This is a genomic window from Phycisphaerae bacterium (assembly GCA_024102815.1).
Taxonomy (GTDB): Bacteria; Planctomycetota; Phycisphaerae; order UBA1845; family UBA1845; genus JAGFJJ01.
In genome coordinates this window covers 104,176-124,853 of sequence record JAGFJJ010000046.1, presented here as the reverse complement: position 1 = coordinate 124,853, position 20,678 = coordinate 104,176, and the positions used below count along the sequence as shown (strand labels likewise).

Annotated in this window: 16 protein-coding genes; 9 read left to right on the top strand and 7 right to left on the bottom strand. The window is 61.2% G+C overall.

Annotation, left to right across the window (positions count from 1 at the left end; all coding sequences use genetic code 11):
• Positions 1-184: 184 nt before the first annotated feature.
• The 9 genes from egtB to J5J06_10680 all read left to right on the top strand — a co-directional run bounded on the left by egtB (position 185) and on the right by J5J06_10680 (position 11,955).
• Positions 185-1,501 carry an ergothioneine biosynthesis protein EgtB gene (gene egtB / locus J5J06_10720; GenBank protein ID MCO6437550.1) on the top strand — a complete coding sequence of 439 codons (1,317 nt, stop codon included), beginning with the start codon at positions 185-187 and terminating at the stop codon, positions 1,499-1,501.
• Positions 1,498-2,472 carry an L-histidine N(alpha)-methyltransferase gene (egtD, locus tag J5J06_10715; GenBank protein ID MCO6437549.1) on the top strand — a complete coding sequence of 325 codons (975 nt, stop codon included), beginning with the start codon at positions 1,498-1,500 and terminating at the stop codon, positions 2,470-2,472. Before egtB ends, egtD begins: the two co-directional genes overlap by 4 nt.
• A 221-nt stretch (positions 2,473-2,693) precedes the next feature.
• The gene (locus J5J06_10710) at positions 2,694-4,106 is read left to right on the top strand and encodes an O-antigen ligase family protein (GenBank protein MCO6437548.1); all 1,413 of its coding nucleotides are present in this window, start codon (positions 2,694-2,696) and stop codon (positions 4,104-4,106) included.
• An 8-nt stretch (positions 4,107-4,114) separates the two neighbouring features.
• A complete protein-coding gene (locus tag J5J06_10705; GenBank protein ID MCO6437547.1) occupies positions 4,115-4,951 on the top strand; it encodes a class I SAM-dependent methyltransferase in 837 nt (278 codons plus the stop codon).
• A gap of 24 nt (positions 4,952-4,975) precedes the next feature.
• Complete coding sequence (locus J5J06_10700; protein ID MCO6437546.1) at positions 4,976-6,649, top strand: lipopolysaccharide biosynthesis protein; 1,674 nt, start codon at positions 4,976-4,978, stop codon at positions 6,647-6,649.
• 23 nt (positions 6,650-6,672) lie between these two features.
• Positions 6,673-7,590, top strand: a complete 918-nt coding sequence (locus J5J06_10695; protein ID MCO6437545.1) for a sulfotransferase domain-containing protein — start codon at positions 6,673-6,675, stop codon at positions 7,588-7,590.
• Between the two features lies 1 nt (position 7,591).
• Positions 7,592-8,578 (top strand): hypothetical protein, encoded by a 987-nt coding sequence (locus J5J06_10690; GenBank protein ID MCO6437544.1) that lies wholly within the window; start codon positions 7,592-7,594, stop codon positions 8,576-8,578.
• A 26-nt stretch (positions 8,579-8,604) separates the two neighbouring features.
• Positions 8,605-9,900: a glycosyltransferase gene (locus J5J06_10685; GenBank protein ID MCO6437543.1), complete on the top strand. Its 1,296-nt coding sequence runs from the start codon at positions 8,605-8,607 to the stop codon at positions 9,898-9,900.
• A gap of 162 nt (positions 9,901-10,062) precedes the next feature.
• A complete protein-coding gene (locus J5J06_10680) occupies positions 10,063-11,955 on the top strand; it encodes a S9 family peptidase (protein MCO6437542.1) in 1,893 nt (630 codons plus the stop codon).
• 44 nt (positions 11,956-11,999) lie between these two features.
• Here J5J06_10680 and ychF read toward each other — a convergent pair whose 3' ends face one another.
• The 7 genes from ychF to J5J06_10645 all read right to left on the bottom strand — a co-directional run bounded on the left by ychF (position 12,000) and on the right by J5J06_10645 (position 20,616).
• Positions 12,000-13,064 (bottom strand): redox-regulated ATPase YchF, encoded by a 1,065-nt coding sequence (gene ychF, locus J5J06_10675; GenBank protein ID MCO6437541.1) that lies wholly within the window; start codon positions 13,062-13,064, stop codon positions 12,000-12,002.
• Between the two features lie 29 nt (positions 13,065-13,093).
• On the bottom strand, positions 13,094-15,328 hold the full coding sequence (locus J5J06_10670; protein MCO6437540.1) for a GreA/GreB family elongation factor: 2,235 nt from the start codon (positions 15,326-15,328) through the stop codon (positions 13,094-13,096).
• Positions 15,329-15,429: 101 nt separating this feature from the next.
• Positions 15,430-16,542, bottom strand: coding sequence for a glycosyltransferase family 4 protein (locus tag J5J06_10665; protein MCO6437539.1), 1,113 nt, complete (start codon positions 16,540-16,542; stop codon positions 15,430-15,432).
• Positions 16,539-17,267, bottom strand: coding sequence for a class I SAM-dependent methyltransferase (locus J5J06_10660; protein ID MCO6437538.1), 729 nt, complete (start codon positions 17,265-17,267; stop codon positions 16,539-16,541). Before J5J06_10660 ends, J5J06_10665 begins: the two co-directional genes overlap by 4 nt.
• A gap of 117 nt (positions 17,268-17,384) precedes the next feature.
• Complete coding sequence (locus J5J06_10655; GenBank protein ID MCO6437537.1) at positions 17,385-18,188, bottom strand: class I SAM-dependent methyltransferase; 804 nt, start codon at positions 18,186-18,188, stop codon at positions 17,385-17,387.
• Between the two features lie 62 nt (positions 18,189-18,250).
• The gene (locus J5J06_10650; protein ID MCO6437536.1) at positions 18,251-19,246 is read right to left on the bottom strand and encodes a glycosyltransferase family 2 protein; all 996 of its coding nucleotides are present in this window, start codon (positions 19,244-19,246) and stop codon (positions 18,251-18,253) included.
• Complete coding sequence (locus J5J06_10645) at positions 19,243-20,616, bottom strand: glycosyltransferase (GenBank protein ID MCO6437535.1); 1,374 nt, start codon at positions 20,614-20,616, stop codon at positions 19,243-19,245. Before J5J06_10645 ends, J5J06_10650 begins: the two co-directional genes overlap by 4 nt.
• Positions 20,617-20,678 lie beyond the last annotated feature (62 nt).

Genomic DNA, 20,678 nt, shown 5'->3' with positions numbered 1-20,678 from the left:
GTAATGATCGTTTGCACGCCGCTCCTTTGCGCGGTATCATCCGTTATCATTGTTGATGCGGGCCAATCTCGGGGACAACCTATCTATAATTGCCTGGCGCGGTATCACGCGCTGTAATCATCAGTCCTAACGAAATCGCCCGTCGCCGACCGCTACGGCAGTCCCGGTCTCTGGGGGACACACGATGAAGAGCACATCGACGCTGGAATCTCCGGTAATTAGCCCGTCTGCCAGCAGGTTGGAGCCATCCGCATTGTTGCAGCGCTTCAAGAGCATTCGAGAAACGACCGAGCGGATCTGCGAACCCCTCGCCATCGAGGACTACGTTGTCCAAACCATGCCGGACGTGAGCCCCACCAAATGGCATCTCGGGCACACTAGCTGGTTCTTCGAAACACTTATCCTCAAAGTGCATGACGCGGCGTATCGACCCTTGGATGACACGTATGCATATATTTTCAATTCGTACTACAACAGCCTCGGCGAACAGTTTCCTCGCCCCTGTCGAGGCCACCTCAGCCGCCCGACGGTCCAGCAGGTCTACGCCTATCGCCATCATGTGAACGACGGAATGGAACGGCTCTTGGCCCGCGCCGAATCCTCGGAATTCGTTCAGATCGGAAACCTGGTGCAAATCGGGCTGCATCATGAGCAGCAGCACCAGGAGTTGATCCTGACCGACATCAAGAATGTGCTCTCCGTCAATCCCATGCGCCCCATCTATCGGACGCGAGTGAAGCCCTTACAGTCGCAAGTGCCTCCCATGGATTGGTTCACTTATCCGGAAGCGCAGCGGCAGATCGGGCACGAGGGTCCCGGTTTCGCATACGACAACGAAACGCCGCGACACCCGGTTGTCGTTGGCGCGTTCCGATTGGCCAGTCGCCTCGTTACCAACGGCGAGTATCTCGAGTTCATCAATGACGGCGGCTACGAGCGGCCGGAACTATGGCTTTCCGATGGCTGGTCGGCACGGAACGAGCAGCAGTGGCGCGGGCCGCTGTACTGGGAAAGTCGCGGTGACCGCTGGCTGCAATTCTCGCTCGGTGGTTGGAACGAGGTCAATCCCGCGGAGCCGGTCTGTCACGTCAGCTACTACGAAGCCGACGCTTACGCACGCTGGAAGGGCATGTGGCTGCCCACGGAAGCCGCTTGGGAGGTTGCGGCGCGCGACCTGCCGGTTGAGGGCAACCTTCTCGAAGAAGCCGCATTCCAACCGCAGCCGGCGGTACCAGCCGGTGCGCAACCAGCCCTGATGCAGATGTACGGGGATGTTTGGGAGTGGACATGCAGCCCTTACATGCGGTATCCGGGCTTTAGACCCGCCGAGGGAAGCTTGGGCGAATACAACGCCAAGTTCATGGCCAATCAGATGGTCTTGCGCGGCGGATCATGCGTCACGCCGAAGACGCATATTCGCGCAACGTACCGGAACTTCATGCCGCCTGGCGCGCGCTGGCAGTTCAGCGGAATCCGACTTTCCCGGGAGGTTCAATCATGACGGTATCAAAGGAGCGATCCGAGAAATCACTGAAGTCTTCAGCGGTACGCAATAGCCTGTTTCATGACGCAGTGGCCGGATTGCGCGCCCGACCGAAGGCGCTCCCGCCGAAGTACCTCTACGATGACCGCGGATCGCAACTGTTCGACGATATTTGCGAGTTGGACGAGTACTATCCCACACGCACGGAAATGGCGATCATGCAGGCGAGCATCGGGGAGATCGCTTCGGAACTCGGATCTCGTTGCGTGTTAATTGAGCCGGGAAGCGGAAGCAGCCTGAAAACCCGCCTGCTCCTGGAAGAGTTGGATGACATTAAGGCGTATGTGCCGATCGATATCGCGCGCGAACATCTGGAGCGGGCAGTAGAGCGCCTGCGCAGCCGGTATCCTGAATTAACGATCGTACCTGTCTGTGGAGATTTCACCCGCAGAATGGAATTGCCGCTGGATGGATTCGACGGAACCCGCCGTGTGGTCTACTTCCCAGGTTCCACGATCGGTAACCTGCACAAGCCCGAAGCTCGCGACATGCTCCGGAATTTCGCTGATATGAGCGGCCGGCGCGGAGCGGTGCTGATCGGAGTCGATCTCAAGAAGGACGTAGGAGTCCTGGAAAGGGCCTATAACGACGATCAGGGCGTTACGGCCGAGTTCAACCTCAACTTGCTGCACCGCATGAATCGCGAATTAGGTGCCGATTTCCGCATCGACCGGTTTCGGCACCGGGCCGTTTACAACGGTGACAAGGGACGCGTTGAAATGCACCTCATCAGCAAGGAGCCACATGAGGTTCAGCTCGACGGCACGGTGATCCGCTTCGATAAGGGCGAGTCCGTGTTGACGGAGTGTTCGTACAAGTACACGCCGGAGGAATTCGCCGGTCTCGCCCGCTCCGCCGGGCTGGAGGTTCGCAACGTCTGGCTCGATGACAACGCCCTTTTCAGCGTTCAATATCTCACCGCGGCATAACGTCAGAGCTCGTTTTTCGCCCGGATCGTTGCCGCCGGTGCGCTTGCGGGGCTGGCCTCGCACCTCGCCGAATCGACAGCTATGATAAGCCGATAGATCCTCAGGCGGCCGGCGTGTGCAGTGCGCGCCCGGTAGGGTCCGATAGTATGGGGATCAGCGCACTGCCCAGGCCCAGTGACCTTACGCGGCTCGAGATGCCCCTTTAAGATGGTCGCAATCCCGTGACGGCTGCCATATTGGTCATCACCGTCTTCGTCCTGCTCAGCGTGCTGGTGGTTCAGCCCAAGCTGGCCGCGCTGCTCTCGTGGCCCATCATTCTCGTCTACCCGCACTTGTATCTCTTCTACGAAAGCCCGCTCCCCTGGAACATGGGCTATGACGATTTGTTCATTTGCGGCGCCTTCCTGATCGTCCTTGTTCGTCGCAATCTGTTGCAGGGGGTCCCCCTTCGAATCGGGCTCAGTGTTTTGGGCGCGGGTACCTACGTTCTGATCTGGGCGGTCGCGCACTTCAGCGGCTGGTCGATGATGCCCGAACTTGAGCCCGTGGACGTCGTCAAGCCTATTCTCAAAGCCGTCATCTTCTTCCTGTTCACATTCGTGCTCGTGCACTGTATCGATGACGTGCGCGACCTGCGGCGCGCGCTCGTTGCTGTCATCGCGAGCTTCACCGCCGCGGCGATTACAGTGATTCTGCATGAAAAATTCCCCGATCAGATGGTGATTTTCACCGGCGGCAAGACGGAGCTCTACCAGTTGTGGTGGGGGCGAGCGCCGCGAGCGGTCGGTTCGCTCGTCAATCCCAATACTGGCGCAATCGTCCTCGGCATGACAATCGTCCTGTCCATGCGGCTCGCCACGGTTTCGCGCTCACTCGTGCGCAAGATAACGCTGCTCGTGTGCGTCGCCCTGATGCTCGCGGCCATGGTCCTCACGGAGTCAAGAACCGGTGCACTTGCAACTGGTGCGACGCTCGGAGTGATGTTTGTATTCAGCCGATCGCGCTGGTTGTCGGGCGGCGTGGTGTTGGGTCTGTTCGGCCTTATTGTCCTCGATCCGGGCCTCTTCCTGGCCTTCTGGGAGCGAATCAGCGAGACCTATAATCCGGCCGCGGGCGGCGAGTTGGGAGGGAGTCTGCAGGCGCGACTCGACACCTGGGCCGAATACTGGAAGTCGGCCACGCCGCAGGTTTGGGTCTTTGGTCAGGGCTTGATCGTTCCCACCACGCGGATTGGCTTCCATCCGCACAGCACATATGTCAGCGCTCTGTTCGTCCACGGCATCGCCGGACTGATCTGGTTCCTCGCGTTCTTCGGCGTCATCATTGTTCGGGCGGTTCGCGTGATTCGCGCTCGAGTGGAGCCACTTCAGAGCATCTGCACGGGAGTGCTGTGGGGTTTGATGGTCTGGTTCATCGGCGGGTTGACGCTCGACTTGCTCAGCACCTTCCATCCGCGGTACCTGTATTTCTTCTTCGCCGTCGTCGTGGAGCGTTCATATGCATTGCTGAAGGCGAGGCAACCCGTCACGGACAGCGTACCAGCACAGGTTTCCCGACGTTTCGGCCCACCTGCGGCCGGGAGGTTGCCGCGACCAGCAACTGCTTTCTTCGGCTCGACCAATCGACAGGCATGATTAATTCCATGAGCGACGTTCAATCATTATTTCAGGCTTCGCAGCGTGATGCGTACGACTTCTCTCACGGACCGGAACTGGTCACCTCGCGTCGAGGCGCCGCCGAATCACTGGGCCTGGATGCTTCGACGGCGTCACGTTGGGAGCGGATTCAAGCAGGCTTTCTCCAGCGCGCGAAGCGTAAAGAAAAGTACAACAGGGAGATGCTCGAGCGCATGCGGCAGCGCTACGGTGCCGTTATCGAGCGGCTGGGCGGGCTCACCGGAAACGTGCTCGACATCGGCGGCGGATGGGGGCTGTATCGACAGTGGTGGCGACCTGCGGACGGCGGGATGTTCATCGTTCACGATCCGGGCGTGGACCGCATACTGTCCGGCCCGCATGAGACGCACCTTTCATGCTTCGAGCGAGCCTTTACGCTGCCTATGACGTTCGTCGAGGGTGTGGGCGAGCACCTGCCTTATTGCGATGGTACGTTTGACGCATGCATCATCGCGGCGGCGCTGGACCACTGTGCGTCTCCGCCGGGCGTCATCTCGGAGGCTCATCGCTGCCTCAAATCGGGCGGCCGACTGCTATTGTTCCAGGATTGCAGTGAGCGCAAAGTCAAGGAGGCCGTCCGCTTCGGGCGCCGTGCCGCCCGGTACGCAACGAGACCGGGGCTCTTGGTCCGAAAGCTACTGGAGCGATGGTCCGCGCCACCCGGCCACATGCACCATTTCACAATGGACGGACTCGCGTCGTTAATGAGAGACTGCGGCTTTTCGACCGTGGACGTGCAAAGCGTGGACGAGCCGGTTTTTCTGTTTGTTGGCACGAAGGGTGAGTTGCCTGCCGAACCATGAACCGATCGCGCGAACGGAACGCCGATGCACCATCTCCCCACGATTGCCGACTCGCCGAACCCAGCGTCCGCCATGCGATCCGGGGCCGTTGACATCACGACGACCAAACGAAGCCAGCGGGCCACGTTGGTTCTCAATGCCGCCATGAACGTCTTGGCACGGCTCGTGACAGTTGCCAGCCGGTTCGTGCTCGTTCCATTCATGCTCGCGGTTCTCGGCCGCGACTATTACGGCGCCTGGATTATCGTTGGCCAGGTCTTCGCCTACTCGCGTTTTCTTGATCTCGGCCTGCAATCGTCAATCTCCCGCCAGGTTGCTGTCTATCTCGCACGTCGGGAAGTGGACCAGTTGAACCGACAGGTCAACGCCGCAGCTGCCTACTATTTCTTTGTCGGATTCCTGCTGGTGGCGCTTACCGTCGTCTTTTCCATCTATTACCCCGTCTGGTTCGAGGTTGATCCGAAGTATGCGTCCGCCGCGCGCTGGATGGTGCTTTGTTCGGGACTTGGGCTCGCGGCGACGATTCCACAGAACGCATACGGCGCGGTGTTGGCTGGATTGCAACGCTTCGACGTCATCAGCGGATCGCAGATTGCCGTCGACGTATTGCGGTTGGTGCTCGTGCTGGCGGTTCTCTCGTCGCTGAGTATCGGAAGCGCATTGGTGATTCTTGCCGTCATTCACGGCGGATCGCTGCTCGCCGGGTCGGTCTACCGAACGGTAGCGGCACGGCGCTTGTGCCCCCACGTGCGAATTCAGCCTTGGCGACTCGACCGATCCCTCCTGGCCGACCATCTTACGTTCGGCGTCAGTAGCGTCCTGTATATGATGTCCATCGCTGCCGTGCTCCAGCTTGCCCAGATCCTGGCAGGCGCGCTGATCAGCAAGGAAGCGGCCGCCGATCTGAATGTGGCATCCCTCTTCCTGATCACCGGCCACAGCTTCGTCATTGCGCTTGGAATCGGAGCGCGGGCTGCCGCCAGTCGCTACGAGGGCGAACGCAACGAGGCGATGCTCCGCGAGCTTCTGCTACGTTCGACGCGCTACTCCGTGCATCTGACGTTCGCTGGTATCCTTCTCGTTTGGCTGTTCTGCGAGCCCCTCCTTCGCCTCTGGATTGGCGACGAGCTGGACCATCCCGCTCTTGTGGAGAAGCTGGCGACCGCCTGCCGGGTGATGTCGATCGGTTACGGTGCATTCTGGCTCGCCTTGCCAGCGTATCATGTATTGAACGGGATGGGACGGCACGCTGTTCCCGCCGCGCTTGCGGCTGCGGCCTGTGTACTCTCGATCGGATTGGTGCTCATCGCGGTCGCGCAGCCGGGCGCCGATATTATCGGACTCAGTTGGGCCCTGGCACTGCCGACCGTGCCGCTCGTGGGACTGGCCGTCCCTTGGTATTGCTGCCGGCAGACCAAGCAGCCGATTCTATCGTATGTGGGAAGCGGTTTTCTGGTTCCGATAATGGCGTCATTCCCGATGCTGCTGGTGGCCTGGGCGTTTTGCCGCTTCGCTCCGGCCGAAAGCTGGATGGCCCTAATCGGGCAGGGAGCGGCCTGCGTTCTGGTACTCGTTCCGGCGACCTGGATTTTCGTCCTGCGGCGGGGCGATCGGCGGTACGCGATTTCGTCCGCGCATTCGCTGTTGCGCCGCCGGTCGGCGTCCCAGAGCCACCATCCGCGAGACTCGGCTCCGTAAGCCGGATTACAGGAGTAGGTTACATGGCCCGACCAGAGGTCATTCGGGAGGGTTCAGCTCCGCAGCCACCGCTGCTCAAGCGGGCACTGCGAAAAGCCCGCCGTGTCTTCGCCATGTATCGACTGGAGCAGGAGAAGCGACGGTATCGGCGTGACCATCCGAGCGAATCGGCGCCCCGCGTTGCCTTCGTGCTCGGGTGTCAGCGATCGGGCACGAACATGGTTCTGAGGACCTTGAACCGATCATTGGAAGCCGATGGCATCGAGGAGACGGATCCGCGGGCGTTTTGCGATTGCCGATTCAAGGACAAGTCCACGCGCGAAACTCTCGTGGCCGGCAGCACGGCTCGCTGCATCATCTTCAAGCCCATCTGTGACTCGCACAATGCCCTGGAGATGTTGAGCGATCATCCCGGAAGCAAAATTATCTGGATTTACCGCCACTACCTCGACGTGGCCACGTCGTCGGTCGTCTACTGGGGCGACCAACTCCAGACGTACATCGAGGACCTGTTTGACGGTGGTGGGGATTGGGATGTTGCGCAGTGGAACCGTGAGAAGGTAAGCAGCGAGTGCATCCAGGAGATGAGAGAGGCTTCGGCTGGAAGGCCCTCGCCACACGGCGCCGCGGCGCTTTTCTGGTACATGCGTAACCGCACGTATTTCGACCAGGAGTTGCAGAATTCGCCGGATGCCATGCTCGTACGCTACGAAGACGTGGTGACCGATCCCGATCACTACTTTCAGCGGATGTGCGCGTTTCTCGATGTACAGTTTCGCCCGGAAATGGTTGCCGACGTCTTCTCTTCCTCCGTGCGGAGACGGAAATCGCCTCCGATTAAGGACAGCATCATCACGCTGTGTGACCGGATGTGGGATCGCCTGAACCGGGCGCGAGAAGGTGCAGGCCGGACCGAGGTCGCGGCTGTCGGATTGCAGTGAAATGAGTTCAATGTATCCAGTGGGCCCGATCTTGAAGCGGCTCGCGTGGTGTTTACTTCTCGTGCTTGCGGCGGCGGGACGACTCGACGCGCAGGAAAACGGCGCGCCTGCATCCGGAGGCGAGCGGCATCCTTCACTCTACGGTGCCAAGGACCTCAGGCTGCTCTATGCGCTTCTCGTCCTCAAGGACGATACGCTGGCCCAGGACCGCGCCATCGTCGAGGCGCTCGAGCACGCCGACTGGTTTACGCATGTAGTCCTCGTCACGCTCTCGTGGCAGGAGCGACCGGAGGCCGTACATCATCCACTGGTCCGCCAGGCTGTGGCAACGTGTCGCAAGCGCGGCGTTCGGGTGGTCTGGGGTCGATGGCTCTGGGTTGCCTGGCCGGATGGCGTGTCCGATCCTCCCGGACCGAGCGCGCACCGCGACCCTTCGTTCTACGTCAAAGCCATTCGTCGTCTTCGTGTCGAGGCGGAAGAGCTCGGGGCGGTGGGGACATTCTTGGACGTGGAGCCCTACGGCCGTTGCGCGCAAAAGGCCATGAAACGGAGAGACCTTACGGATGAAGACCGAAAGGCGATAAGGGACGCCGTCGCGCAGGCCGTTCAACAGGCCGGACCCGTCGATCTCATCTACCCGACAAGCTCATCGCGCCGAACGCATTACGCTTGGCCGTTCGCGGAGCTTGGCCTCCTGCGGATGGACGCAAAGACGTATTACACGCCGCGCGCCGACGCTGACCTGCCCCCGATCCGAGCGCCCCGGGGCTTCGAGCACCGGCCGAATCTGTGGGGCGTGAACGTCGGCTTGGGCCGTCCTGAAGATGTTGAAGGTCCGCATAAGAAGCTGACGATCGCGCAGGCAAAGGCCTTGGATGTGGAAGTCATGAAGCGGCGTTTCCCCCAGTGCCGCGGCGTGTGGGTCTATGCCGATTACGATTTGCTTCCTGAAGTCTTACGCCGATGGGATCGTGATGGAAAGCCCTGAGAGCGGGCGAGCTTTGCGTTCCGTGTATGACGACTGAGGGCAAACCCAACATCTGTTTCCTGATTGGCGGGCGCGAGGGTGGCGGTGCGGCCAATGCCACGCTCTGGCTCCTTCAGCGGATCGATCGTTCGAAGTTCACAGTGCGGGTTGCGGTTTGCGATGACGGGCCGTTCACGAGTCGCATCGAAGCGGAAGGCCAGCCCTGCGATCGACTCGGAACGGGCTGGCCACCCAACCTGCGCCGCCAGACCAGGACAGATATCAGCGTTGCTCCTGCGGGTTATTGGCGCTCTGTTTCCTGGCTTCGGCATACCGTAGGACGATTCAAACGCTATCTTCGTCGCGAGCAGATCGATCTCGTCCACACGAACTATCATCATTACCATATCGTCGGCGCAGCGGCATGCCGCGTTGCAGGCGTGATGTGCCTTTGGCATTGGCACCTGCCGCTCGAACAGCCCCCGAAACTCCAGGACGGCAGGGAGCCCCACCCAGGTAAGAGGCTCCGGCCTGATCCACGGTGGGCGGTGATTCGCGCATTCAGTCCGCTTGTTCGCACCCTCATGCGCAATCGTAGCTGGTCGATCGCCAACAGCCGCGCGACCGCCGATAGCATTCGGCCCATAGTGGGCGACCGCATCGACGTGATCTACAATGGCTTGCCCTTGGAGAATCTGCGCAGCGAAGGGGGGCGCCTCCGCGAGATTCTCGGGTTGCCCGATGCGACCATCGTCGGCTTCGTCGGCTCTATGCAGCCGCGCAAAGGACACATCCATTTCCTCGAGGCAGCCCACAGTATTTGTCCGCGCTACCAAAACGTGCATTTCGTCTACATTGGCGGTCAGACCGTTGCCCGTGAACAGGACTATCATGATTTCATCTTGCGGAAACGGACCGAATTTGGCCTGGAAGATCGCGTGCACTTTCTCGGTTCGCGTTCCGATGCGGCGGAACTGACCGCCGGTTTTGACATAGCGACCGTATGCAGCCTGCCGCCCGGCGAGGGTTTTGGGCTGGTTATCACCGAAGCCATGGCTCACGGCGTACCTGTCGTTTCTTCCAGCACCGGGGCGGCAGTCGAACTGATCGAACATGGCAAGACGGGCATACTCGTCCCAGCGGCCGATTCCGGCGCTCTGGCCGACGCGATCGAGGACCTGCTTGGTGATGCGGAAAAACGGCGGTCGATCGGCGAGGCCGGTCGCGTTCGCTGTTTCGAAGAATACGACATGCGCAAGACGACCCGCCGAATAGAGACTCTGTACGAGCGGCTCCTCACCGAAAGGCGGCGTTCGATCAACGCGGACTCTCGAATTCAGTGATCCTCTCCCGCCGCCACACGGCGCAATGTCTTCGGTCGCATACAAGAAATGACGAGTAAACGAACATGCAACGCGATTCGGGGCGTGTCCGGCCTTTGACCCCGCCTCCCGAACGCATATCCTCCGCTCAACGAAGACCGAAGCCCTTTGAGGAGAATGAAGATGGAAAAGCGAAGGGTCCAGTCATGTGGCGCCATGGTGGCGGCTTTTCTAATTGCCGTACTGACGTTTCTGCCGATTGCTGCACGTGCGGATGAAGCGGGCGGCATATCCCGGTTCATCAAGATCAAATCGCCGGGCAACGCCCAACTTGCCCCTGACGGAACGCTCTACTTCGTCCACAACCCGGACGGTATCCGCCAGCTCTTCAAGGTTCCCAACGGCAAGACGCAGGAGGACGCGGTGAAACTGACCGATTTCCGCGACGGTATCGGCGGATACAACCTCAGCGACGACGGCCGGTGGATTACCCTATCTGCTGCCGTTGGCGGGAGCGAACAATACGACCTTTTCTTGCTCGACACCCAAAACCGGAAACTCGAGCCAGTTCTCGAGAAGCCGGATGTCGTGTACGGAAGCTCGGTTTGGAGGCGGGACAGCAAGGGATTCGCTTACCGGGCCAACGATCAGAAGCCCGCAGAGTTTCACGTCTATTACTATCACCTGGACGAGCGCAAGTCGACCCCGGTTTATGCCGGCAAGGGCAGCAACGCCCCTGTCGATTTCCGTCGCGACGCCAGCAAGCTCGTGTTTGCCACCTATCACTCCGCGTCCTATTCTCAGTTGTTCGAGGTCGACCTGAGAAGTAAGCAGCAGCGAGAAATTACACCGGCAGGGGAAGAATGGTCCTTCGAGCCCATCGGCTACACTGCTGACGAGAAGGAATTCCTGGTCAATACGGACTACAAGGGCGATCTCAAGCAAATCCATGCTATCGATTTGGCCACGGGAAAGATCAGGCCGTTGCTTCCCGACCTGGTGGGAAAGGAGGTCGACTCCGGCTCGCTCAATCAGGACCGGACGATCCTGGCGGTGCGCGTTAACGATGACGGCTACAGCACGCTGCAGCTACGCCGCGCGGGCGGTGACTTTGCCCCGCTTGCCACGCCGGACATTCCTCGCGGATTGGTTGGCAATGTCGTTTTTCAAGCGGACACGCTGCTCTACTCCTTGAGCAACGCCAATACGCCCGGAACGGTTTTTCGGTGGAGCATGTCCGCGCCGGACAACGCGCCGGTCCCGCTTACCGAGCCCGACACTCAGGGCGTCGATGTCGCTCGCTTTAGACTCCCGCAATTGGTTCGCTATCCGTCATTCGATCAGCGGAGTATTCCCGCCTTCGTGTATCTTCCTTTCGATCACAAGCCAGGAACGACGATTCCCTTCATCACGTACTACCACGGCGGTCCGGAAAGTCAGTTTCGCCCCGGCTTCAATCCCGCCTTTCAGTATTTCGTTTCACGAGGATTCGGGATCATCGCGCCGAATGTACGCGGGTCCAACGGCTACGGCCGCGCCTACCTTGCGGCGGATAACTACAAGAACCGCGCGACCAGCGTGCGCGACGGCGTCTGGGCGGCGAAGTACGTAATCGATCAGGGGCTTTCCGAACCGCGCAAAATCGCGGCGTGGGGCGGTAGCTACGGCGGATTCATGACCATGGCAGTGATTACCGAAGCACCGGAGCTCTACGGCGCGGCCTGCAATGTCGTCGGAATCGTCAATTTCGAGACCTTCCTTAAGCAGACCAAGGACTATCGTCGCCATTTGCGCGAGGCCGAGTACGGTCCGCTTTCCGATCCCGAGTTCCTCCGTTCCATCTCCCCCCTGTACAAGGTCGACCGCATCGACATGCCCTTGATGATCGCCCACGGATTGAACGATCCGCGCGTACCCGTGGGCGAGGCCATGCAGGTCGCTGTCGCATTGAAAAAACGGGGCGTCGACGTCGAAGAGCTCTACTTCCCCGACGAGGGCCACGGCTTCGCGAAAGAGGGCAACCGTTTGCTCTACTATGAACAGTTGGCCAAGTTCTTCGAGGAACACCTGCGGTAGGCGAAGGTTGTGCCATGCGGTTGAATCAATGTGCCGGTGGGCGATTACCCGCTCGTCAGGATGATGATGTAGTCTCCTTCCTGGACGACATAGGTCTTGCCCTCCTTGCGGACCCTGCCGGCCGCGCGGGCGCTTTTCAGATCTCCGTACTCCATCAGCTCGTCAAAGGAGATCGTCTCCGCGCGGATGAAACCCTGTGCGATCTCCGTATGAATGCGAGCCGCGGCGTCGAGTGCGCTTCCTCCCTTGCGCAGCGACCATGCGTGTACGTCCTCGCCCCCGCCGGTTAGGAACGTAAGGTAGCCTGCCGCATCGTGGCAGGCGCGGATAAAGCGGTCGCGGACCAGTTCTTTCAAACCCAGGTCGGCCAGGAACGCTGTCCGATCGGCCGGTTCGAGCTGCGCGAGCTCCGCTTCGATCGAGCAGCTCACGGTCACCACCGAATGAACATGCTCGAATGTCATGTCGAACACCTGCCCGGCCTCGTCGTCCGAGACATTCAACACGCATAGGATCGGCTTTTCCGTCAGGAACGCGAAGCTGGCCAGCAGCTTGCGCTCCTCCTCCGAGTGCCCCGCCGCTGACAGAGGCTGGTTGGACTCCAGTGCCTCGCGGCATCGCTCCAATAGCGCCAGTTCGCGCTTCTCCTGCTCGTGCGTACGTGTAGGCTTCTTGAGCGACGCGAGCAGCCGATCCACGCGCGTCGTAACGGCGTCCAGGTCGGCAAAGATCAACTCATCCCACATGGCCTGGAAATCCGCCCGCGGGTCGATTCGTCCCGACGGGGGAGGCACCGACGCATTCTCAAACATCCTCAATACGACGACCAGCAGATCGGCCTGCCGCGCGTTTGGGAGCAGTCGCCGCCATTCCTGTTGGCCTTTGGGATCGTCCAGTGAGCAGCCGGGAATATCGACAAACTCGATTGTCGATTCCACGATTTTCTTGGGACGAAAGATCTCCGCGAGCTTTTCAAGCCGTTCGTCGGGAACATGTATCACCGCGTGGCGCGGCTCGGGCGGGGCAAATGGATCCACGGCACGTCGGGTCAGCGCGGCGAACAATGAGGACTTTCCGGAGTAGGGCAGACCGATCAGCGCGGCATTCATTCAGCCATTTCTCCCGTCCAACCGGCCCGTCAGATATCAAACTCCGCGTCCACCAGCGCATTGTGAATCGACGTGACTTCGTACTGCCCAGAGACATCAGTGATGTCGAATTCCACAACGTCGCCGATGCGCTTGCCCATCAGTCCCTGGCAAAGCGGGGCAAGATAATTGTACCAGCCTCGGGAGACGTCCGCCTCCCACGGGCCGAAGAACGTCATGGTCATTTCGTGACCGTCTCCTGTCCGACGGAACTTGGCTCGCGTTCCCGGTCCGATGAACTCAGTTGAAATGTCCTCCGGGTCCAGGACCTTCGCCTTGGCCACCTCGTCGTTCATCTGCGCGAGCCGGCCGCGGAGCAGGTCCCGCTCCTCCAGCGCGAATTTGTATTCCGAGTTCTCACTCAGATCGCCATGTTCGGCGGCCGCGCCAATCGCCCGGGCGTTGTCCCGCATCTTGACGTTTACGTGGTGCTCGATTTCAGACTGCTTGCGAGCGAGCCCGGCGGAGGTGACAAAGATCACGTCTTCGCGCTTCCACGCGGGAACCGCTTCCTCCCGAATGACGGTCGTCGGATGGCGCCGCGCTACCTCCCGCAACATATCCTCTCGCACCGCCCGCCCCAGCGATTCGCAGCGCGAAAGCTGCGTTCTCAGCGCCGCGGCCATCTGCGGCTCGATCTCTTCCAGGCAACGCATGAATCGCTCGTACTTCCGCGCCGACAGTACGGACCGTGCCCGACCCGCGAATTCTTTTTCTTGTTCGCGTGCGAAAGCGTCGCTGCGCCGCGTCTCATCCAGAGTGCGCAGCAGCCTTGTAAGCAGTGTGATCAATGCCACCGTCGGAATGTACTCGCGGTCTACGCCGCCGTCCCACAGCCAGAGCAGCGCTTCGAAGTGCCGTTCGGGTTTGAAGAGAATCTGCTCGACGAGGGGCTCGAACTCCGCCACGCCGCACCCGTACGAGGCCAACCGCTCCCCAACGACGTCGCAGGCCGAGAGCACAAGATTCGGAAACGCCCGCAGCAGGATGGCCTGCGCGTCGTCACCCTTGGCTCGTTCAAGACAGCTACACACCAACTCTGCCGTCGCTCCATCGGACACTTTCTCGAGCGCCTCATGTGGTGCGTTCAGCGCCGCAAAGTAGTCCAGTGCCGCCTGCGGAATTTCATCCTCGCCGGCAAGCTGGGCCGCGCGAAGCGCACAGAGCCACGTCGTCGTGGCCTTGCGATCCCCGGCCGCGCTTTGCCGTGATGCCCGATCCGTCATCGATTTCAGGCAATTCTTCAGCACCTCCGCTGAAGGCTCTTCCCCGCGTGTACGCGAATCGCGTATGTATGATTCCAGCACCGCAAGGCGCTTTTCCGGACTGGAAGTGCGCTGGAATTCCTCGACGAAGATGTCGTGATGGCTGTCCGGTGACGCCAGATACGAAATCTTGACCGGTGATCGGCCCTCCATAACCACGTGTGACGACTTCTTCAAAGCCGCCCGCGCCTTCGTCCACCATTTCTTCCAGTTTTCTCCGGCGATGATATGGGGGACCAGGCGGAGTTCGAGATCGTCACTGTCAATCGAGCCGCCTGAGTTTCGGCACAGTTCAATCACCACTCCGGCAGGATCGTCCTCCAAGCGTGATGCCAGTTCTTCGGACGCGAATCGACGTTGAACGCGAAAATCGGTCGCCGCCGCCGGGGCAAAATTGTCCGCGAGGCGCTCGGCGGACAACTGGCGCCGTCCGCCCGGCATGACCGTTAGCTCGAACGACCAGTCCGACGGGTCTACCTTTTCGACCCGCGCCGCCACGTCCTCATCACGTCCGACCAGGTAGCTCCCCTCTTGTAGTGTGAGGCAGACCTCCACGGTTCGCAGCGCCCGTCGGACGGGCCGGCTCTGCTCCGACCCGGCGTCCAGACCGGCGACTTCGATCAGCGCCTCCAACCCCTCGCGATTGGCGAATGCCTCGCGATAGAGCGCAACCGTTTGGGTCCGCAACTCGGCACTCTGGCTCAGCGACAGAAGCAAGGGGCCGGCCACGCGAAGCGCCTCCTCCGCACCGTGGGCTTCCTTCACCGACTCAATGGCGTCCCACGCCAGCGCTTCAGCCATTTCCTGGTTGCCTGCTCGAACCAGCTCCTCCAGGACCGTACCGTACTCCGGCAGGCGTTCAACGGGGACTGTCCCCTCCTCCATGAGTCGTTCCCATTCCTCTTCGACCTTCCGGAGGTTGCCGCTGCCGACCAATTGCACCAATGATTCCGCTTGCATAGATCTCGCGATTTTCTTGAGGACACACTCTTGGCCCGGCCGAATGACCGATCCGTCAGTATCGCAAGGGAGGTGCGTGCTGTCGAGACGCTGAAATGGGGCTAGAGGGCGGGGGCCATTTCGGCCCCATGTGCAGTGGGAGTGGATCGCGGACAATTCGGTCCTTTTTCGCCGTGCCATAGAGCGAGATAACGCCGGGCGGTCTCCGTCCACGACAGCCGCCGCGAAAACTCGAACGCCCGCTCCACTGTTTCGCGCATGTCACGGGGATCCTCGGCCAGTTTCCGGACGCGATTGGCCAGATCGGTACCGGAAGAGGCAGCGAAAAGGAACGGGCTGAAGGATTCGCCGCAGAGATAGTCTCGCTTGAGCGGGTGCCCGTAGGCCGAAAGCACAGGCCGGCGCCTCGCCATCGCCTCCTGGATGACCATCCGCCCGTCCACGAACGCGAAGGCATGTCGCCCAAGAAGCTGCTGCGCGTCGGGAATTCGGCCCAGGAATCGGACGGAGAGCCGCTCCCGCCGGACGCGGGCTTCCAGATTCTCTCGGAGGCTTCCGTCGCCGCAGACATCCAGCCGGAACTGCCCAGTCCGCTGCGGATCGAGCTTCGCCACCGCATCGAGGTAGGTCTGAATTCCCGTATCCAGTTCCAGGCGGCCGACATAGATGGCCGAGTTCGGTTCCCCGGGCGCGGGATGGGCAATCTCGTCCGCCAGAGGCCGAAGTCCCTGCTCCGGGCAAATGTCCGCCGCGACATCCAGCCAGCGCTCGATGAAGCGTCCGTCGTGTGCCACGCCGGCCACCCCCTCCTGCCCCCGTGCCGCGCGCCGCCGGTGCTCCTCCGGCACCGGATACTTCATCCCCATTCCGTGGCGTATCAGGTAGATGCGCCTGCGATCGACCAGCCCGTCAAGCCAGGGCTCCGCATACTCCCAGACGTGCGTATTGCTGACGCTGACGGCATCGGCCCTGCGGAACAGATCGCGGTTCCGGCGAAACCACCAGCGGCAGCGGATGCCGCTCCGCGTTGCCGGGAATCGCAGAACAGGGATCCCTTCGTGCTCGCCCCTCGCGGGGAGCCTGTCCGCGTGGGCCGCGGCAACCACCAGAGGATCGTGTCCGAGTTCGCGAAGGGCAACGGAAAGTTCGTGGACGTACTTCTCCACGCCGCCCACGCTGGGCCAATAGCGGTGAACAATGAACACGATTCTCATGTCGACGCCATGTTGACTGAAGAAAGCGCGACTTCGCGGACATCGCATCGCCGCTCACCGAACACTAGCGCCGGCGCTTTCGCGGGCCGCTTCGTAACCGCGTAGAGATTCGGCAGTACCTCGCCGGGCGCAAGCGCAACCCGGAGGTCCGCTCCGAGTTCGTGCTCGATGAACCGCGCGATTTCCGGCATCTTGTAGTCATGGAAGAGAATCAAACCGCCCGGTGCCACGTGCCGGAACCAGTCGCGAAAATCCGCCCGGACACCTTCATATGAATGGTCCGCGTCGATCAGCAGCACCCGAATCGCCCGGCCTCCATACTGTTCGGCCACGTTTGACGTGAGCCCCACGTGAACGTCAATTCGCTCTTCAACTCCGGCGCGGCGGACCTGGTCGCGGAATGCCTCCAGCGTATTTCCACCGAACCGTTCGATGGATGGGTAGACTGCGCCGCCTTCCTTCGTTCCCTGAAATGTATCGACCGCGTGGACGCACCCCGAGCCGCGGGCAACGCAAGCTGTTGCAAGATAGGACGTGGTTAGTCCCACCCAAGAGCCGAGTTCCACGACATCGCCGTCCACAGGCCATGTCACCGCCATACGATACACCGCCAGCAGCTCCTCCGCGGGCATCATTCCATCGCCGCAGTTCCAGTGAATGCGCGACCACAGGCGCATCAGGCCCGCCACCGCATTGTGGTCGAGTTCCAGTGCATCAAGCGGCATGCGAAAGTCCCGCATGTACCCGATACGTCGCGCCATCCGAACAGCGGCGCGCACCAGCGCATGTCCGCTTCGTGTTTGACATGTTCCGTAATAGGCGCGGCCCCATCCCATGCGCGTTCAGTCCGTTTCCTGCGGTGCAACCGAATCGGACGCCTTCCACGCCATCGCCAGAAGCACGAGCCCCATCCATCGATCCCAGATCGATCGCGACGCGCTCCAGTCCGGCCGGTACGGCGTGAATTGCTTCACCCAGTGATCGCCCACCGATTGCCAGAATCCGAAGGTGTGCAGCGCGACTTCCTCAAACCCCGCCTGGACGCAGCGCCGCCCGAGCTCAGTTTTCGAGTAGGGTAGCTCCGTGCCGTAAGGCCAGCGCCCGCGGCGCTCGAGATAGAATTTCCAGATGCGGTAGGGGATACACGCGGCGTGCGGAACACTGATCACAGCCAGTCCACCCGGACGCAATGCGTTGAGATGGGCCCGCACTGTGCGCGTGCGGTCGTCGCCTCGGAAGTGCTCTATAACGCCCAGTGAAGAGGCGACGTCGAACGAATCCTCGACGCTCCGATCATTAAGAAAATCGCCTCGCAGAAACTCGGCCTGCAGTCCCAACCGATCGAACCGCCGCTGTGCGGCGTCTAGCGCCGTGTCACTGTAGTCAAACAGCGTAACGTTGGCGCCCTGTTCGGCCATCAGCACCGATAGATCGCCCCGTCCGCTTCCCAACTCGATGCAGCGCAGCCCGCGAAACGAGCCGAACCGGCCGGTGACCGCGCCGCGCACCAGCTTCCATCGAGGCCCGCGTCGCTCCCGGTCCAGGATCGCGTCGTCCTTGACCACGGGCACTTCGCGCTGCCAGACGCGGTCCCACACCGCCGGGTCGTGCGCCGTTGTGTTGACTGTTACGGAGGGCGCGGTCAAGAAACGGGCTCCGGTGACGACAGGAATTCTCCGCCTTATGGACGAGCGCGGTCGTCACCGGCTTATCGGACGAATTCGGAACGGTCTTGAACACCGGGGGAAGCGCCGAGCGACCGTACGGAAGCCGCTCCGGCACGAAGAAGATTGGAGACAGTGCTTCCCTTGTGCGTCGCCGCTTCGAGAAAGCGGGCGGCACCTTCACGATGTGCGCCTCGTCGAGTCAGGTCATAGCCCAGTTGCGTGTTGATCCGGGCGAGGTGTCGATCCAGTACGGCGCGTTGCTCGCCCGTGAGCGGCGACAATTCGTCCTTCATTCTTCGCAGCAGAGCGCGCAGGCGGACATGATTCCCGTGTACGTCGGTGCGCGACAGGCTTCCTTGCACGTGATGATGCAGGCACAGCGCTTCATCGACGAATCCGCAGCGACATTCTCGTGACACCTTCAGGTAGAAGAGCCACTCCTCCGCGTAAGAGACTCCTTCTGGGAAGCGGATAGTGCTTCCGAGCATGTCGCGACGGACCAGTCCCGTAATCGTCGAGATGAAATATTCGTGCAGCAGCCAGTTGAACAGGTCGGGCGGGCAGATCTTGTCACTCTCTCCAACATGCTCGACGGGCAGCAGTCGCGGCAGCCGGCATTTGGTGTCGAAGGCACTCGGCTGTCGCTCGCCGTTCAGATCGACGTAGGCGTAATCGCCAAAGACCAATCCCAACTCCGGCCGCCGTGCAAACATCGCCAGCTGTCGTTCCAGCTTGTGCGACAGGAACTCGTCATCCGCATCCAGAAACGCAATGAATCTGCCCCTCGCCTCCTCGATCCCACGATTTCGTGCGGCGCTGCTGCCCGCTTGCGGCTGACGTAAACTCCGCATTCGCTCGCCGATGTCGTGCGCGAGTTCCTTGATAATCACCGGCGTATCATCCGTACTGCCATCGTCAATCAGCACGATCTCCCAGTCGTGGGTCGTCTGCTGGCAGACGGACGCCACGGCCCGCCGCAGCCACTGCGCCGCGTTGTACGCCGGTATCACTACCGAAACCAACGGCGCTTCGGTCATCCCAGCGCTCCCGCCGACATGGGTTCTTCGATAATCGCCGTCGACTCCGCGGTTCCTTCACCAACGAGTCGATCCAATACCTCGGCCAATTGCCGGGCTGTCGTTATGCGGCTGAAAGGTGCGATCGACTCGAGTGGCGCTCCGGGGATCGGTTGCCCCGCGCTCCAGGCGCGAAATATTCGCGTGAGTGCCGTGTAAATGGCATTGCCGTCCAGTCCCGACACGAGCCCGCCCGCGCAACCACGCACGATCTCACCGCATTCGCAGCCTTCCGGCCCGACGACCAGCACCGGCTTTCCCGATGCCAGACATTCGTACAGCTTGCCCGGAACGGTCGAATCACCATTGACTCCGTCCGGAACACAGACCAGCAGCACGTCCGCTGTTCGCATCTCGTGGACCGCGATTTCGTGCGTCACGTGCCCGGTATGTTCGAACCGGATCTCCCCTCGTTCCAATCTCTCGTGCACGTCTGGCGAAACGTGGCCTACGAGTCGCAGGTGGAACCGGTTCCGCTTCGGACCGAGTGCGTAGCAAAATCGTTGCAGCGCCGCCAGGAACCCATCGTGAAATACCCACCGGTCCAGTCGGCCTACAAACGCCAGCGTCATATGCGGTTGTCGCGGCGCCGCTTCCCCGGGATCAGCGAAGTCGTCCGGATCGAATCCGTTGGGAATCGTGACAAACTTGTCCCGTTTTCTTCTGGGCAAGTGCCCGGCGAGAATCTCCGTCTGCCGTGCTGTGACGCCGACGACGATGTCTGCCAGCTCCAGGATTTCCTGTTGAAGGCGGTCATGTTCGCGACGTCGTCGATCCGATTTCTCGCTGTAGCGGTAGTCCTCCGTCCACAGATCGCGGAAATCTGCGACCCACGGCAGACCCGTGCGACGTTTCAGTTGCATGGCCAGCAGATGGTTCGACGCCGGACTGAACGTGGAGAACAACGCCTCGACGTTTTCCCGCTCGACCGTCTCCAGCGCCGGCCGAATGCTCCTTCGCGCCCAAGACGCGAATGCATCCGGTAGCGCCCGATGCGACTCCATTTGCTTGATCCGCCATCGAAGCCCCTCAGGGACGATTCCCGACCTCGCGGCGGTCCGCCAAATGCCCCGCAGTCCCGAGCTTGACTTCACGGCTTCCGACTCCCCGTTCGGAAATCGCACGACGCGAACCGACTCCGGCAATCCGACCAGCAGCGTCGGATCGTGCGGCAGCCCGGCATAAGTGCCCACCGTCCAAACCATCGGATCCCATCCGAAGCGCCCGAGATATTTCGCGAACTTGACCGGCCTTTGCACCCCCGCACCGCCCGCCGGGGGAAACGCCGCCGAGATCATGAGCACGCGATGATGTATGCCTACCGTCGACATGCCAGTACCGATATTCTGCAGAACAACGTCAAGGAGCCATCAAACAACCAAGCGACTGGATT

Coding starts and splice junctions, on each gene's coding strand:
- egtB (MCO6437550.1), top strand. CDS start 185: ATGAAGAGCACATCGACGCTGGAATCTCCGGTAATTAGCCCGTCTGCC.
- egtD (MCO6437549.1), top strand. CDS start 1,498: ATGACGGTATCAAAGGAGCGATCCGAGAAATCACTGAAGTCTTCAGCG.
- J5J06_10705 (MCO6437547.1), top strand. CDS start 4,115: ATGAGCGACGTTCAATCATTATTTCAGGCTTCGCAGCGTGATGCGTAC.
- J5J06_10700 (MCO6437546.1), top strand. CDS start 4,976: ATGCACCATCTCCCCACGATTGCCGACTCGCCGAACCCAGCGTCCGCC.
- J5J06_10695 (MCO6437545.1), top strand. CDS start 6,673: ATGGCCCGACCAGAGGTCATTCGGGAGGGTTCAGCTCCGCAGCCACCG.
- J5J06_10690 (MCO6437544.1), top strand. CDS start 7,592: ATGAGTTCAATGTATCCAGTGGGCCCGATCTTGAAGCGGCTCGCGTGG.
- J5J06_10685 (MCO6437543.1), top strand. CDS start 8,605: ATGACGACTGAGGGCAAACCCAACATCTGTTTCCTGATTGGCGGGCGC.
- J5J06_10680 (MCO6437542.1), top strand. CDS start 10,063: ATGGAAAAGCGAAGGGTCCAGTCATGTGGCGCCATGGTGGCGGCTTTT.
- ychF (MCO6437541.1), bottom strand. CDS start 13,064: ATGAATGCCGCGCTGATCGGTCTGCCCTACTCCGGAAAGTCCTCATTG.
- J5J06_10670 (MCO6437540.1), bottom strand. CDS start 15,328: ATGCAAGCGGAATCATTGGTGCAATTGGTCGGCAGCGGCAACCTCCGG.
- J5J06_10665 (MCO6437539.1), bottom strand. CDS start 16,542: ATGAGAATCGTGTTCATTGTTCACCGCTATTGGCCCAGCGTGGGCGGC.
- J5J06_10660 (MCO6437538.1), bottom strand. CDS start 17,267: ATGCCGCTTGATGCACTGGAACTCGACCACAATGCGGTGGCGGGCCTG.
- J5J06_10650 (MCO6437536.1), bottom strand. CDS start 19,246: ATGACCGAAGCGCCGTTGGTTTCGGTAGTGATACCGGCGTACAACGCG.
- J5J06_10645 (MCO6437535.1), bottom strand. CDS start 20,616: ATGTCGACGGTAGGCATACATCATCGCGTGCTCATGATCTCGGCGGCG.